General features: G+C 30.5%; 14 protein-coding genes. 13 read left to right on the top strand and 1 reads right to left on the bottom strand.

Annotated elements, in window-relative coordinates; all coding sequences use genetic code 11:
- Positions 1–6 precede the first annotated feature (6 nt).
- The 6 genes from pglE (at position 7) to CRV03_RS03145 (ending at position 6791) form a co-directional block, all read left to right on the top strand.
- Entirely contained in the window at positions 7–1116 is a 1110-nt protein-coding gene (pglE, locus tag CRV03_RS03170) for a UDP-N-acetylbacillosamine transaminase (protein ID WP_129083699.1), read from the top strand.
- Between the two features lie 135 nt (positions 1117–1251).
- On the top strand, positions 1252–2844 hold the full coding sequence (locus CRV03_RS03165; RefSeq protein ID WP_375153732.1) for a polysaccharide biosynthesis protein: 1593 nt from the start codon (positions 1252–1254) through the stop codon (positions 2842–2844).
- Positions 2845–2906: 62 nt separating this feature from the next.
- Positions 2907–3920, top strand: coding sequence for an ADP-glyceromanno-heptose 6-epimerase (gene rfaD, locus CRV03_RS03160; RefSeq protein ID WP_129083697.1), 1014 nt, complete (start codon positions 2907–2909; stop codon positions 3918–3920).
- Between the two features lie 3 nt (positions 3921–3923).
- The gene (gene rfaE1, locus CRV03_RS03155) at positions 3924–5363 is read left to right on the top strand and encodes a D-glycero-beta-D-manno-heptose-7-phosphate kinase (RefSeq protein WP_375153730.1); all 1440 of its coding nucleotides are present in this window, start codon (positions 3924–3926) and stop codon (positions 5361–5363) included.
- The gene (gmhA, locus tag CRV03_RS03150) at positions 5364–5930 is read left to right on the top strand and encodes a D-sedoheptulose 7-phosphate isomerase (protein WP_129083696.1); all 567 of its coding nucleotides are present in this window, start codon (positions 5364–5366) and stop codon (positions 5928–5930) included.
- A complete protein-coding gene (locus tag CRV03_RS03145) occupies positions 5931–6791 on the top strand; it encodes a glycosyltransferase (protein ID WP_129083695.1) in 861 nt (286 codons plus the stop codon).
- Here CRV03_RS03145 and CRV03_RS03140 read toward each other — a convergent pair whose 3' ends face one another.
- On the bottom strand, positions 6792–7595 hold the full coding sequence (locus tag CRV03_RS03140; protein ID WP_129083694.1) for a DNA ligase: 804 nt from the start codon (positions 7593–7595) through the stop codon (positions 6792–6794).
- A 147-nt stretch (positions 7596–7742) separates the two neighbouring features.
- Here CRV03_RS03140 and rpmB point away from each other — a divergent pair, with 147 nt between their 5' ends.
- The 7 genes from rpmB (at position 7743) to CRV03_RS03105 (ending at position 14817) form a co-directional block, all read left to right on the top strand.
- The gene (rpmB, locus tag CRV03_RS03135; protein WP_129007240.1) at positions 7743–7931 is read left to right on the top strand and encodes a 50S ribosomal protein L28; all 189 of its coding nucleotides are present in this window, start codon (positions 7743–7745) and stop codon (positions 7929–7931) included.
- Between the two features lie 22 nt (positions 7932–7953).
- Positions 7954–9081, top strand: a complete 1128-nt coding sequence (locus tag CRV03_RS03130; protein ID WP_129083693.1) for a TrkA family potassium uptake protein — start codon at positions 7954–7956, stop codon at positions 9079–9081.
- Position 9082: 1 nt separating this feature from the next.
- The gene (argJ, locus tag CRV03_RS03125) at positions 9083–10264 is read left to right on the top strand and encodes a bifunctional glutamate N-acetyltransferase/amino-acid acetyltransferase ArgJ (protein ID WP_129083692.1); all 1182 of its coding nucleotides are present in this window, start codon (positions 9083–9085) and stop codon (positions 10262–10264) included.
- 63 nt (positions 10265–10327) lie between these two features.
- Positions 10328–10537, top strand: coding sequence for a YdcH family protein (locus CRV03_RS03120; protein ID WP_129083691.1), 210 nt, complete (start codon positions 10328–10330; stop codon positions 10535–10537).
- 139 nt (positions 10538–10676) lie between these two features.
- Positions 10677–13256: a DNA gyrase subunit A gene (gene gyrA / locus CRV03_RS03115; RefSeq protein WP_129083690.1), complete on the top strand. Its 2580-nt coding sequence runs from the start codon at positions 10677–10679 to the stop codon at positions 13254–13256.
- On the top strand, positions 13256–14293 hold the full coding sequence (locus tag CRV03_RS03110; protein WP_129083689.1) for an aspartate-semialdehyde dehydrogenase: 1038 nt from the start codon (positions 13256–13258) through the stop codon (positions 14291–14293). Before gyrA ends, CRV03_RS03110 begins: the two co-directional genes overlap by 1 nt.
- Complete coding sequence (locus CRV03_RS03105) at positions 14293–14817, top strand: YqhA family protein (RefSeq protein ID WP_258238991.1); 525 nt, start codon at positions 14293–14295, stop codon at positions 14815–14817. The genes CRV03_RS03110 and CRV03_RS03105 overlap by 1 nt, the downstream gene beginning before the upstream one ends.
- Positions 14818–14827: the final 10 nt, after the last annotated feature.

Here is a 14827-nt window from a genome sequence, read left to right as displayed (position 1 = left end):
TTATAGATGAATAAAAGATTATTTTTAAGTGCACCACATATGAGTGGAAATGAATTAAAATATATTGAAAAAGTATTTGAAAGTAATTATATAGCTCCCTTAGGAGAATATGTTAATAAGTTTGAAGAAATTATTATAAATTATACTGGAACAAAAAATGCACTTGCTGTAACTTCTGGAACTGCAGCAATTCATCTTGCGTTAAGAGTTTTAGGAATAGGAAAAGGTGATGAAGTTTTAGCTTCAACATTTACTTTTATAGGCTCAATTAATGCAATCATCTATCAAAATGCAACACCTGTATTTTTAGATAGTGATAAAAAAACTTGGAATATTTGTCCAAAGCTTTTAGAAGAGTACTTGAAAAGTTGTGGTAAAAAACCTAAGGCCTTAATTATTACGCATCTTTATGGAATGAGTTCTGATATTCAAAAGATAAGTGATATTTGTAAAGAGTATGGAGTTTATTTAATAGAAGACGCTGCAGAGTCTTTAGGTGCTACACAAAATGGAAAGCATACTGGAACTTTTGGTGATTTTGGAGTTTATAGTTTTAATGGGAATAAAATTCTAACTACTTCGGGGGGTGGAATGTTAGTTAGTGATAATAAAGAATGGATTGAAAAAGCAAAATTCTATTCAACTCAAGCAAAAGAGCCTTTTATTCATTATGAACATGAAGAGTATGGCTATAATTATAGAATGTCAAATGTTTTAGCTGCAATTGGTGTTGCTCAAATGGAAGTTATTGAAGATAGAGTATCTAAAAAAAGGGAGATTTTTTCTTGGTATAAAGAATTTTTAGATGATATTGAAGAAATAGAGTTTATGCCTGAACTTGAAAATACTAGAGGAAATAGATGGCTTACTGCATTAACTTTTGATAAAACTTCACATGAAAAAATTATGCAAGCATTGGAAAAAGTAAATGTAGAGTCAAGACCTCTTTGGAAACCTATGCATCAACAGCCACTATTTAATTCTTCAAAGTCATTTTTAAATGGTACAAGTGAAGAGCTATTTAAAAAAGGTTTATGCCTTGCAAGTAGTACTATTATGACAAAAGATGATATAAAAATGATATGTGATACTATAAAAGAAAACTTGGATAAGTAGATGTTTCACATTGATAAACGAATTTTAAACTTTCTAGTTATTATTTCTCTTACTATATTTTCTTTTGCATGGACTTTTTTTATATTTCATAAGTCTTTTGATTGGTTTGTTGTTTTAACTATTATAGTTTTAAGAATGATTTCATCACTTATTCTTTTTAAAGATTTTTCTCTTTCTTGGAGTAAGGCAACACAAAAGACATTCATCTTAAAAAGTATAGTTTATATCACTCCTTTCTTTTTATATGCACCATATTTTCATGGAGAAGTTAGATTTGCACTTCTTGCTTCAGAACTTTTCTTATTTGTCTTTTCTGCAAACCTTTTAATGTACTCATACTATTTTGTAGTAAATAGAAGTAAAGTTCAAAAGACAAAAAGAGTAGTAATCTATGGTGCTGGAAAAGCTGGGATGAAGCTTGAAGAAGAGTTTAGACCTAGTAAATATAAAGTAAGATATTTTATTGATGATGATAAGATTATTCAAGGTAGAAGTATTGATGGTATAAGAATTCTTTCAAAAGAGAATTTTAAAGAAAAAGCTAAAAAATACGACCTTCTTGTAATTGCTATGCCAAGTGCAACTCAAGAGCAGATAAACTCTGTTTATAAAGAGTTAAAAGAGTATTTTACAGAGATACAAATTCTTCCTTCTTTAGAAGAGATTTTGAGAGATAAAGATTTTTCAACACAGTTAAAAGATATCTCTGTTGAGGATTTATTAGCACGGCATCCAAAAGATTTAGACAAACAAAGAATTGAAAACTTTATTAAAGACAAAATTGTACTTATTACTGGTTCTGGTGGAAGTATTGGTAGTGAGATTAGTAGGCAGTGTAAGAAGTTTGGAGCTAAACAACTTATCTTAGTTGACCATAGTGAGTTTAATCTTTACAGCATTACTGATGAGTTAAACTCTGAAATAGTAGTTCCAGTTATGCAAACAGTTAGAAATTTTGGCTTTATAGAAGAGACTTTTAAAAAATATAAACCTGACATTGTTATTCATGCGGCAGCTTATAAACATGTACCACTTGTAGAAGGAAATATTTTAGAAGGTATTTCAAATAATATTATGGGTACAAAAAACTGTATTGACCTTGCTATTAAATACAAAGCTGAAAAGTTTGTACTTATTTCTACAGATAAAGCAGTAAGACCTACAAATGTGATGGGTACTACAAAGCGTATTTGTGAACTATATGCTCAAAATATCAATACAGATAAAAACACAGAAATAGTAGCTGTAAGATTTGGAAATGTTTTAGGAAGTAGTGGAAGTGTTATTCCTAAGTTTAAATCACAAATTGAAAAAGGTGGACCAATAACAGTAACTCACCCAGATATTACAAGATATTTTATGCTTATTCCAGAAGCCTGTGAACTTGTACTTCAAGCAGCTAGTATAGGAAAAGGTGGAGAGATATTTATTCTTGACATGGGGGAACCAATCAAGATTGTAGATTTAGCTAAAAATATGATTGAGTTAAGTGGAAGAAATGAGATTGAAATTGAGTATTGTGGTTTAAGACCTGGTGAAAAGCTTTATGAAGAGCTTTTAATCAATGATAGTGATATGAAAACACAATATGAATCAATCACAGTAGCAAGTCCTACTAAATATGATATAAATAGACTAAACAAAGATATAGAAGAGCTTTTAGTTTGTGAAGATAAAATAGCAAAACTAAAAGAGATAGTACCAGAGTTTGACCATAAATTAAACTAATTTAGAATCTAATTAAATTTTTGCTAAAATAGTATCTTTTAAATTAAAGAGAGAATACTATTATGAAATATACAAATATAGATTTTAATAACAAAACAATACTTATCACAGGAGCAGCAGGTTTTATTGGTTCAAGCCTATGCTTCTACTTTCAAGAAAACTACCCAGATGCAGAAATTATTGCCTTAGATTGCTTTAGAAGTGGAGAGACTTTTTCAAATGGAAACCTAAAAAGCTTTGGACACTTTAAAAACCTTTTAGGGTTTAATGGACAAGTAATAAGTGGTGATATAAATGATAAAGAATTACTAAAAGAGCTTGAAAGAAACTTCAACCTTGACTATATCTTCCATCAAGCAGCAATCTCTGATACAACTGTTCAAGAACAAGACCTAATGGTACAAACAAATGTAAATGCCTATGAAGATTTATTAAAAATTGCAATTGCTCATGGTGCAAATATGATTTATGCAAGTTCAGCTGCAACATATGGAGATAGCGATAGATTTGAAGTTGGATTTGAGCAACCAAACAATGCCTATGGTTTCTCAAAAGTTATGATGGATAACATCTCATACAAATATATCAAAAAAGGTGTAGATATCTCAATTGTAGGACTAAAATATTTTAATGTATATGGTCCAAGAGAATTTTTCAAAAACAAAACTGCTTCTATGGTAGTTCAGTTTGGACATCAAATTTTAAATGGACAAACACCAAAGTTATTTGAAGGCAGTGATAAAATCTTAAGAGACTTTATTTACATTGAAGATATCGTTCAAGCAAACATAAAAGCTTGTGCTGCAAAACAAAGTGGTGTTTACAATGTAGGTACTGGATGTGCAAGAAGCTTTGAAGATATTGTAAATATTTTACAAAAAGAGTTAGAAATTGACAATGGCAAAGAGTATATCCCAAATCCATTTGTAGGTTCTTATCAATTCTTTACTGAAGCAAATATTAAGTCAACAAAAGAAAACTTAGACTATGAGCCAAGATTTTCTATGGAAGAAGGAATTAAAGCTTACCTTCCAGAGATAAAAAGACTGTTTGAAACAGAAGTAAAAAAAGGTTAATCATTGGAAAATATTCAAAAACTAGCTTCAAACTATTTGCCAAAGATATTAGTAATTGGTGATTTGATGATTGATGAGTACCTTTGGGGCTCTTGCGATAGAATATCTCCTGAAGCTCCTGTTCAAGTAGTTGATATCAAAAAAGAGACAAAAGTTTTAGGTGGGGCAGGAAATGTTATTAGTAATCTTGTAGCACTTGGAAGTGAAGTTTCTGTTATGTCTGTTATTGGTGATGATGAAGCAGGACATGAAGTGAAATCAATGCTTGATAAACAAGGGGTAAAATCTTTTTTAGTCGAACAAACTGGAAGAAAAACTTCAAGAAAAACAAGACTTATGGCTTCTCATTCTCAAGTTGTAAGATATGATAAAGAGAGTAAAAACTCTATTTCTGCAACAAGTGCAAAAGCTATTTTTGACAAGTTACAAGAGAAGATTACTAGCTATGATACAATTTTATTATCTGATTATAATAAGGGAGTTCTAACACGTGAGCTTTTAGAAAAAATCATTCCTTATGCAAATAAATATAATAAAAAAGTTTTAGTAGATCCAAAAGGAAGTGATTTCTCTAAATACAAGGGAGCATATCTTTTAACTCCAAATAAAAAAGAAGCACAACTAGCTTCTGGTATTGAGATTCAAAATGATGATACTTTAAGAAAAGCACTTGAAAAACTAAAAGCTGATGCAAACCTTGGAGTTTCACTTATAACTCTTAGTGAAAATGGAATTGCCATATTAAACAATGATGAGGTAATAGTAAAACCAACAGTTGCAAGGGAAGTTTATGATGTAACAGGAGCAGGGGATACAGTTCTTGCTTCATTAGGTTTTGCCCTAAGTTTAGATTGTGATATAGAGACTTGTTTAGAGTTTGCAAACTTAGCTGCTGGAGTTGTAGTTGGTAAGATAGGAAGTGCAACTGCTACTTTAGATGAAATTGAAGAGTATCAAGCAAGTTTACATAAAAGTTCAATTGAACTTCATATAAAATCAAAAGAAGATATAGCAAAAATATCTGCAAGGTTAAAAGTTCAGGGTAAAAAAGTAGTATTTACAAATGGTTGCTTTGATATTTTACATAGAGGTCATGTAAGTTATTTAAATGTGGCAAAATCTTTTGGAGATGTTTTAATTTTAGGACTTAATTCAGATGCGAGTGTGAAAAGGCTTAAAGGTGAAAGTAGACCTATAAACAACGAAGAAGATAGAGCATATATTCTTTCAGCTTTAGAGTGTATTGATTATGTTGTTATCTTTGATGAAGATACTCCTTATGAGCTTATAAAAGAAGTTGAGCCTGATATTTTAGTTAAGGGTGCTGATTACGAAGGTAAAGAAGTAGTAGGAAGTGATATTGCGAAACAAACAAAACTAGTTGAGTTTGTTGATGGAAAAAGTACTACAAAAACAATAGAAAAAATCCAAGGAGCAAATTAAGTGAAAAATGTAATTGAAAATGAATTTGAAGCTCATTTAGAAACTATTTTAAAAGTTAAAGAGAGTATGACTGAGCCATTACAAAAGGCTTCAGCTCTTATCGTTGAAACACTTAAAAATGGAAATAAAGTTTTATTCTTTGGAAATGGTGGAAGTGCAGCAGATGCACAACACATTGCAGCAGAATTAACAGGAAGATACAAAACAGAAAGACGTGGGCTTCCTGGTATTGCACTTACAACTGATACTTCAGCACTTACTGCTATTGGAAATGACTATGGTTATGATAGAGTTTTTGATAGACAAGTAGAAGCTTTAGCACAAAAGGGAGATTTACTTTTTGGTATCTCTACTTCTGGAAACTCTAAGAATGTTATAAATGCATTTAAAGTAGGGCAAGAAATTGGTTGTAAAATTGTTGGAATGAGTGGAAGAGATGGTGGAGCTATGAACGACTATTGTGATGTAAATTTAGTTGTTCCCTCAGATGATACTCCAAGAATCCAAGAAATGCATATTCTTTTTGGTCATACAATTTGCCAAATAATAGATAATGAGTTATCATAAATGATTACAATAAACTATAAGACAAGAAATTCTCTTATAAGTAAAATTCTTGAAAAAGAGAATATTCAAGAAGTAAAAAAGCCATCACTTTTTTCTAAAGTCCTTGGAAATAAAGAGTTTGCAGATATCTATTTTCATAGTGGAAACTTAGATGCCGATGCTATTGAAAACATTAAGAATGCTAAGAAAGTTTTTGTAAACTCTCAAACTGTTCACCATGAGTTACTTAAAAACTTTCAAGAAAACCTTGACAAAGTAGAAGTCTTATATCCAAGTGTAAATATTGAATATAAAAAACCAAAAGAGGTTAAACAAGCCTTTTGTGAAGAGCAAAATATTGACCCTAAAAAGAAGATTATCTTTTTTACAGCTAAAAACTTTAAAACTTCAGGTGTGAAAGAGTTTATTTCTATTGTATTGCAGTTAAGTAGTGACAACTATATTGCAGTAATAGAGAGTGATAAAAAGCAAATCACAAGTCTTAGATTTCAACTATCAAAAATAAATGTAGAAGATAAAATTCTTTTATTAGAAGACTATCCAAATAAAGATGAACTATTTTTAGCTAGTGATATTTTTATATTACCTACTCATAGTAAAAACTTTGCTTCAAATATTTTAAAAGCTATGTATTGTAAGTGTGCTGTTTTTGTAACTGCAACAAATCCTGCTAAAGAGTTAGTTGATGTATTTGCTATGATGGAAAGTCCAGATGATAGAAGTATGCAGTTTAAAGTAGAGGCTTTACTTCAAAATAAAAATGATTTAAAACTAATCAAAAAACAAAATAGAAAGATAGCAAAAGAACACTCTTTAGAAAATGCCTTATCAAAAGTTGAAGAGATAATTGCTACTTTATAATTAATCTTCTCTTACTCTTAAAAATGAAGCAAACTTCGGTTTGCCATTTTTAGTAAATCCATAATATTTAAAACTAACTATTGTTCCTATTTTAAAAGATTTTTCTCTTTGCTTTTTTGTAAAACCAGTCCCTAGATTAAAAGTTATTCCATTTTCAAGTTTTACTTTTAAACTTTTCAGTACACCTGTTTTTTGAGACATATTTATACCTATAACTTCTCCTTCCATATCAGAAAACTTTTTTACTTTTAGTATATTTGAATTTCTTCCTTGAAAATACTCTAAGTTAGGATTTTTTACTATTACACCTTCACCTTTTTTATTTATTATCTCATTCTTATACTTTTCTAAATGGGCTTTGTCTTTTATTTTAATTTGTTCTATTACTTTAATATGTTGTAATTTCTCTTTTTTTATATATTTTTGTACTAACTCTAATCTTGAAAGGAAATCTCCTTTTTGATTTGGCACTTCAAAAATATTGTATGTTATCTCTTTCCATTTCTTTGAGGGGTTTTTATCCATTACTATACTTTGAATATTTTCAAAGTCATCTCTTTTTGTCCATAGTTCACCATCAAGTTCAAAATTAGGTAGAGTTTTTATAAACCATTTTGGAGCATAAATCTTATTTCCTTTTCTTGTAAGAAGTTCCTTTGTATTCCAATAAGCTCTTATTCCATCTAGTTTTTCACTCATAACCCAGTTTTTTATGGTATGATGTTGCTTATAGTTTTTGGCCTTTTGTATGTCAAGAGCAAAAATAAAACTATTTAGTATTAGTATCAAAAATATTTTGTTCATGATAAACCTTTAAATCAAATAATAAAAAATATTATAATTATATAGCTTTAGAAAAAGTTAAAGATTAAGGTCTTGTTTAAACCAAACTTAAGAACAAAAGGATATAATACGCGAATATTTTTCACTAAAAAAAATTAAGGAAAGAAAATGTCAAGAAGATGCGCTGTATCAGGAAAAGGACCTATGGTTGGAAACAACGTAAGTCACGCAAATAACAAAACAAAAAGAAGATTTTTACCAAACTTAAGAACTGTTAGAGTTACTTTAGAAGATGGTACTACTAGAAAAATCAAAATCTCTGCAAAAGAGTTAAGAACTCTTAAAAAGAACTCATAGAAAGCACATGTAAAGTGCTTTCATGAGCATTTTTAAACGAATAAAAAAAGCTCTTGGCTGGGAGATACGTTCAGCTAAACCAGAATATGATTTAAATCCATTAATCTACTCAAAACTAAAACCAATAAGACTTCCTTTAATCTTAATTCAAGTTGTTTTAATGATAGGAACTATGGGTTATGTATATCTTGAAGATTATTCAATTATGCATGCCATTTTTCAATCAGCTTATACTTTAACTAACACAGGTTTTGGTGCATTAAACGAAGCAAATTTCAAAAATGTTACAATTGTATTTACAGTATGTCTAATGCTTGCAGGTTTCGCAAGTTTAATTTTTGCTGTGGGTATTGTAATTGATGTAATAACAAATGGTACTTTGAGAGAATTATTAAAGGAAAGAAGAATGCTTTACAAGATAGCAAGACTTAGAAGACATTTTGTGATTTTTTATCATAATGAGTATACTGCTCAATTAGCAAAGCAGTTTAATGAAAACCATATTCCATTTGTTGTAGTAGATCCAAGTGATGATTTAGAAGAGATTGCAAAAGAGTGTAACTACCCATATTTTGTAAAAGAAGAGCCTTATAAAGAGGATGCTTTCTTAAAATCACACCTAAGTTCAGCTAAGGGAGTTATTTCATTATCAAAGAATATCTCAAACAATATTACTCTTATTGCATCTGTTAGATTATATGAAAAAGAGTTAGGTAGAAGTCCTTTCTTAATCATTTCAAATGCAGAAACGCAAAATGAGAAAATCAGGCTTAAAAAACTTGGGGCTGATAAAGTTGTTGCAACTCCTTCTCTTATGGCAAAAAGAGTTTCAGCTATGGCTATTAGACCAGAGATGGAAAATGTACTTGAAGAGTTTTTATATAAAAGAGATACTCCTATTGATATGGAAGAAGCTTATGTAAATGAAAACTCATGGGTAATTAATAGAGAGATTAAAGATTTAAGGTTAAGGGATAAAATCAAAGTATCTGTTATTGGAATTACAGAGAAAAAAGGAAGATTTATCCAAATGCCAAAAGGTTCTACTATAATAACAGGAGAATCAAAACTACTTTTAGTTGGAAATCAAAAAGCAATCTCTAAAGCAAAAAGAATTATCTCTTTAGAAGAAAAACCAGAGGATTTATAAAATGTTTACAATTCTACCAATAAAAGGTTTCATAGACCAGATTGATGGTTTTTACTGTGATGGTATTCATGCAGGATTAAAACCAAATGGAAACAAAGATTTAGGATTTATTTATTCAGATACACTTTGTGAAATAGAAGCAGTTTTTACTAAAAATAGATTTCAAGCTGCTCCACTTAAACATTATCAAATGTATGAAAAAGGTTTCCAGTCAAATTTTGTACTTATAAATTCAAAAAATGCAAATGCTATGACAGGACAAAGAGGAATTGATGATATAAATGAAATTTTCTCTTCTATAAATCATAATATTGTAAATCCAATTATGAGTTCAACTGGAGTTATAGGAAATCCTCTTCCAAAAGAGAAGATTATTGTTGGAGCTAACTCTTTTGATTTAAGTTCAAAAAGTGGGCAAAATCTATCAGAAGCTATTATGACAACTGATGCCTATCCAAAAACTTGTATGTATGAAGTAAAAATTGATGAAGAGAACTCATTTAAAATAGGAGCAGTTGCAAAGGGTGCAGGGATGATAAATCCAAACCTAGCAACAATGCTTTGTTTTATCTGTACTGATGCAGCTATTCCTAAAGAAGATATGAAAGAGCTTTTAAATGAAGCCTCACATACTTCATTTAATGCAATTTCTGTAGATGGTGATACATCTACAAATGATACAGTTCTTTTATTAGCTAATAAAAAATCAAATGCATATAACAAAGAGGCTTTTAAAGAGGTTTTAAAACTTGTGATGCATGATATGGCTATGTTAATGGTAGCAGATGGTGAAGGTGCTAAAAAAGCTGTTGCCTTTGAGGTAGTAGGTGCAAGAAGTGATGAAGAGGCAGAAACTGCAGCAAAAGCTTTATCTAACTCATTACTTGTAAAGACTGCACTTTTTGGGGAAGACCCAAATTTTGGAAGAATAGCTTCAACTATTGGTGCAAGTCAAATAGAGTGTGATGAAACAAAACTAACTATTTCATATAACGATGTAAAAGTTTTTGAAAAGGGAGTTATCCTTTTTGATGAAGTATGTGAAGCAAAAGCAGCAGAAGTACTTAAAAACTGTGAATATAAGGTTTTATGTGATATTGGAATAGGTGAGGGTAAATTTACAGCATATGGTTGTGACTTAGGTTATAAATATGTTGAAATTAATGCTGACTATAGAACTTAGATTTAAATACAATTAAGTCCTGGGGTGATATAATTATTTAATAAACCAATATAAGGATTGACAATGTTTCATGAATATAGAGAAGAGATAACTGAATTAAAACAAAAAGATGCACATTTCGCAAAAGTGTTTGAAAAACATAATGCATTAGATGAAGAAATCCAAGAAATGGAAAAAAATCATGCTGATCAATTCGAAGTTGAAAAGAAGAAAAAAGAGAAATTACAACTAAAAGATGAAGTTTATAATATCATCGTAAATTATAAAAAATAGAACAATCTATAATTTTATAGATTATTTTACAAAAAGGATGGGAGTTTTTGACTTTCATCCTTTTTTTTTGCTTAAAACTACCGAAAACTAAGCCTTTTTTAGATAAAATATCTAAATTTTAGAACAAAGGCATTTATTAATGGAAAACCTTTTTGAAAATCAAGACATAATCGATATTAATATAGAAGATAGTATTAAGAGTTCTTATTTAGATTACTCTATGAGTGTTATTATTGGTAGAGCACTACCTGATGCAAAGGATGGTTTAAAACCAGTTCACAGAAGAATCCTTTACGCAATGCATGATTTAAATATGAGCTCAAGAAGCCCATATAAAAAATCAGCAAGGATTGTTGGGGACGTAATCGGTAAGTACCACCCACATGGAGATAGCTCTGTTTATGATGCATTAGTAAGAATGGCACAAGATTTTTCAATGAGAGCACCATTAGTTGATGGGCAAGGTAACTTCGGTTCTATTGATGGTGATAATGCAGCAGCTATGAGGTATACGGAAGCTAGAATGACTAAAGTTTCTGAAGATATCTTAAAAGATATTGATAAAGATACAGTTAACTTTGTTCCTAACTATGATGATACTATGAGAGAACCAGATGTATTACCAACAAGAGTTCCAACTCTTTTATTAAATGGTTCAGAAGGTATTGCTGTTGGTATGGCAACAAAGATTCCACCTCATAACTTAGATGAGTTATTAGAGGCTATTCTTCACGTAATCGATAATCCAGAAGCTACTGCAGATGAGTTAATGCAATTTATTCAAGGTCCAGATTTCCCAACTGGTGGTACAATCTTTGGAAGAAGAGGTATTATTGATGCATATAATACTGGACGTGGAAGAGTAAAGATTAGAGCAAAACACCATATTGAAACTAAGGGTAAAAAAGAAGTAATCGTTTTAGATGAACTTCCATACCAAGTAAACAAATCGAGACTTATTGAGCAAATTGCAACACTTGCAAAAGATAAGCATATTGAAGGTATTTCTGAAGTTAGAGATGAGTCAGATAGAGAAGGTATTAGAGTTGTAATTGAGCTTAAAAAAGATGCAATGAGTGAAATTGTATTAAACAACCTTTACAAGTCAACTCCTATGGAAACTACATTTGGTATTATTCTTTTAGCTGTACATAACAAAGAACCAAAAGTATTTAATTTACCAGAGTTATTAAATGTATTCTTATCTCATAGAAAAACTGTAATTATCAGAAGAACAATTTTTGATTTAGAAAAAGCAAAAGCAAGAGCACATATCTTAGAAGGTCTAAAAATTGCATTAGACAATATTGATGAAGTAGTTAAAATTATTAGAGCTAGTGCAACTGATGCTGAAGCAAAAGAGAGCTTACAAAATAGATTTGGATTAAGCCCAATTCAATCACAAGCAATCTTAGATATGAGACTTGGAAGATTAACAGGTCTTCAAAGAGATAAGCTAGAAGCTGAGTACCAAGAGTTATTAACTCTTATTGCAGAGTTAGAAGCTATCTTAAAATCTGAAGATAAATTAAATGAAATTATCAGAGATGAATTATTAGAAATCAAAGAAAAATACTCTGAAGAGAGAAGAACTGAGATTGAAGATTCATATGACGAAATTGATATTGAAGATTTAATTCCAAATGAGCCAATGGTAGTTACTATTACTCATAATGGATATGTAAAAAGAGTTCCAATTAAATCTTATGAAAAACAAAGAAGAGGTGGAAAAGGTAAAGTAGCCGTAACCACTCATGAAGATGACTTCATTGAGAAGTTCTTCGTTTCAAATACCCATGATACCTTAATGTTCATTACGAATATGGGTCAATTATACTGGTTAAAAGTATATAGAATTCCAGAAGGAAGTAGATCTGCAAAAGGTAAAGCAGTAGTTAACTTAATCAACTTAAGAGCTGATGAAAAAATTATGGCTATTTTACCAACATCAGATTTCGATGAGTCTAAATCATTAGCATTCTTTACAAGAAATGGTATTGTAAAAAGAACATCATTAAAAGACTTCAGTAATATTAGATCAAATGGTGTAAGAGCTATTGTTCTTGATGATGCAGATGAAGTTGTAACAGCTAAGATTACAACAGTTGAAACTCAAAACCTAATGATTTTCACAAGCTTAGGTCAATGTATCAGATTTGATATTGAGAAAACTAGAGAGCAAGGAAGAACTACAAGAGGGGTAAGAGGTATTAAGTTTAAACATGATACTGACTTTGTAGTTGATGCAGAGATTATTGAAGATGACCAACATGAGTTATTAACAGTGTCTGAAAAAGGTATTGGAAAAAGAACAACTGTAGATGAATACAGACTTACAAATAGAGCAGGTTCTGGTGTTATTTCTATGAAACTTCACCAAAAAACTGGAAATGTAATTGGTGCTGTACTTGTAGATGAAACACAAGACTTAATGGCATTAACATCTATTGGTAAGATGATTAGAGTTGATATGCAAACAATTAGAAAAGCGGGAAGAAATACTTCTGGTGTAATCATTGTAAATGTAGATGCAAAAGACAAAGTTGTATCTATTGCAAAATGTCCAAAAGAACAAGATGAAGAACTAGATATTGAAAGTGCCGCTACTATGGATGGTATTGATTTAAATGAGTTCAATCTTACAGATAAAAGTGAAGAAACAAGTGAAAACCAAAACGATGGTTTAGATATAAACAATGACGAAAAAGGAAATGAATAATGAGAAAATTTAATGTAGCAGTCGTTGGTGCTACTGGTGCCGTTGGGGAAGAACTATTTAGAGTTTTAAAAGAGTATGATTTCCCTATCAATAACTTAGTTCCTCTAGCAAGTGCTAGAAGTGCTGGAGACAAAATCGAATATGCAGGAAAAGAGTATACAGTTTTAGAATTAACTGATACTGTTTTTGAAGAGCAAGAAGTAGATATTGCATTCTTTAGTGCTGGTGGAAGTGTATCTGAGAAATTTGCAAAATTTGCAGTAGATGCGGGTGCTGTAGTTATTGATAATACAAGCCACTTTAGAATGGATCCAAATGTTCCATTAGTAGTTCCAGAAGTAAATCCAGAAGATATTGCAAAATGGAGAGAAACAGGAATTATTGCAAACCCAAATTGTTCAACTATTCAAATGGTAATGTCATTGAAGCCATTAGATGAATTATATGGAATCAAAAGAGTTGATGTATCAACTTACCAAGCAGTATCTGGTGCTGGTAAAACTGGTATGGAAGAGCTTGTTAAACAAATGCAAGACTTCTTTGCCTTTAAATTAGATGAGTCTCAAAAAGATGCATTTGCTCACCAAATTGCTCTTAATGTAATTCCACAAATTGACGTAGCTCAACCAAATGGATTTACAAAAGAAGAGATGAAAATGATTAATGAAACTCAAAAAATCATGCACAAAGAGATTGCCGTAGCTGCAACTTGTGTTAGAGTTCCAGTATTAAGATCTCACTCTGAGTCTATCACAGTTACATTTGAAAATGATGTAGACGTAGACGTAAATGAAGTAAGAGAGTCATTAGAAAGATTTGAAAATGTTGAAGTTATTGATGATTTAGAAAACAATGCATATCCAATGCCAATCATCTCAACTGATACTGATACTACTTATGTAGGTAGAATTAGAAAAGATGTTTATTCTCCAAATGTAGTACACTATTTTAACGTAGCAGACCAAGTAAGAGTTGGAGCAGCAACAAATGCTGTAAGAATCGGACTTAAGTGGGTTGAAATGGAGAATGAAGCTTAATGATGGAAAAAATCTTTGAAGGTGCAATGTGGAAGTCAAGATATCTTGTTCTTCTTGCTGTACTTTTTGGATTATTAGGAGCAGTAGTACTATTTGTAATCGCTAGTATGGATATTTTTGTTGTAGCAAAATATGCATTTGATACGATAGTTACTAATGCTCATCCTGAAAACTTTCACGAAGATTTAGTAAGTGGTATTATTGGAGCAGTTGATTTATATCTAATTGCTGTTGTTATGTTAATCTTTTCATTTGGTATTTATGAACTTTTCATATCTCCTATAAAGCATATTCAAGAGATGCAAGATGAACAAAGAGTATTAACAATCACTTCACTAGATCAATTAAAAGATAAAATAGCAAAAGTAATAGTAATGGTTCTTGTTGTAAACTTCTTCCAAAGAGTTTTACATACAGAATATAATGGTGCATTAGAAATGCTTTATTTCGCACTTGCTGTTGCTGCATTATCAGTAGGACTTTACTTCTTAGGTAAAGTTGGTAAAAAAGAAGAAAAGAAATAGATTTTAAAGG

The organism is Arcobacter sp. F155 (genome assembly GCF_004116455.1).
Taxonomy (GTDB): domain Bacteria; phylum Campylobacterota; class Campylobacteria; order Campylobacterales; family Arcobacteraceae; genus Halarcobacter.
Note: the sequence above shows the minus strand (reverse complement) of the source record. Positions and strands in the feature narration are given on the sequence as shown.

Coding starts and splice junctions, on each gene's coding strand:
- pglE (WP_129083699.1), top strand. CDS start 7: ATGAATAAAAGATTATTTTTAAGTGCACCACATATGAGTGGAAATGAA.
- CRV03_RS03165 (WP_375153732.1), top strand. CDS start 1,252: ATGATTTCATCACTTATTCTTTTTAAAGATTTTTCTCTTTCTTGGAGT.
- rfaD (WP_129083697.1), top strand. CDS start 2,907: ATGAAATATACAAATATAGATTTTAATAACAAAACAATACTTATCACA.
- CRV03_RS03145 (WP_129083695.1), top strand. CDS start 5,931: ATGATTACAATAAACTATAAGACAAGAAATTCTCTTATAAGTAAAATT.
- CRV03_RS03140 (WP_129083694.1), bottom strand. CDS start 7,595: ATGAACAAAATATTTTTGATACTAATACTAAATAGTTTTATTTTTGCT.
- rpmB (WP_129007240.1), top strand. CDS start 7,743: ATGTCAAGAAGATGCGCTGTATCAGGAAAAGGACCTATGGTTGGAAAC.
- CRV03_RS03130 (WP_129083693.1), top strand. CDS start 7,954: ATGAGCATTTTTAAACGAATAAAAAAAGCTCTTGGCTGGGAGATACGT.
- argJ (WP_129083692.1), top strand. CDS start 9,083: ATGTTTACAATTCTACCAATAAAAGGTTTCATAGACCAGATTGATGGT.
- CRV03_RS03120 (WP_129083691.1), top strand. CDS start 10,328: ATGTTTCATGAATATAGAGAAGAGATAACTGAATTAAAACAAAAAGAT.
- gyrA (WP_129083690.1), top strand. CDS start 10,677: ATGGAAAACCTTTTTGAAAATCAAGACATAATCGATATTAATATAGAA.
- CRV03_RS03110 (WP_129083689.1), top strand. CDS start 13,256: ATGAGAAAATTTAATGTAGCAGTCGTTGGTGCTACTGGTGCCGTTGGG.
- CRV03_RS03105 (WP_258238991.1), top strand. CDS start 14,293: ATGATGGAAAAAATCTTTGAAGGTGCAATGTGGAAGTCAAGATATCTT.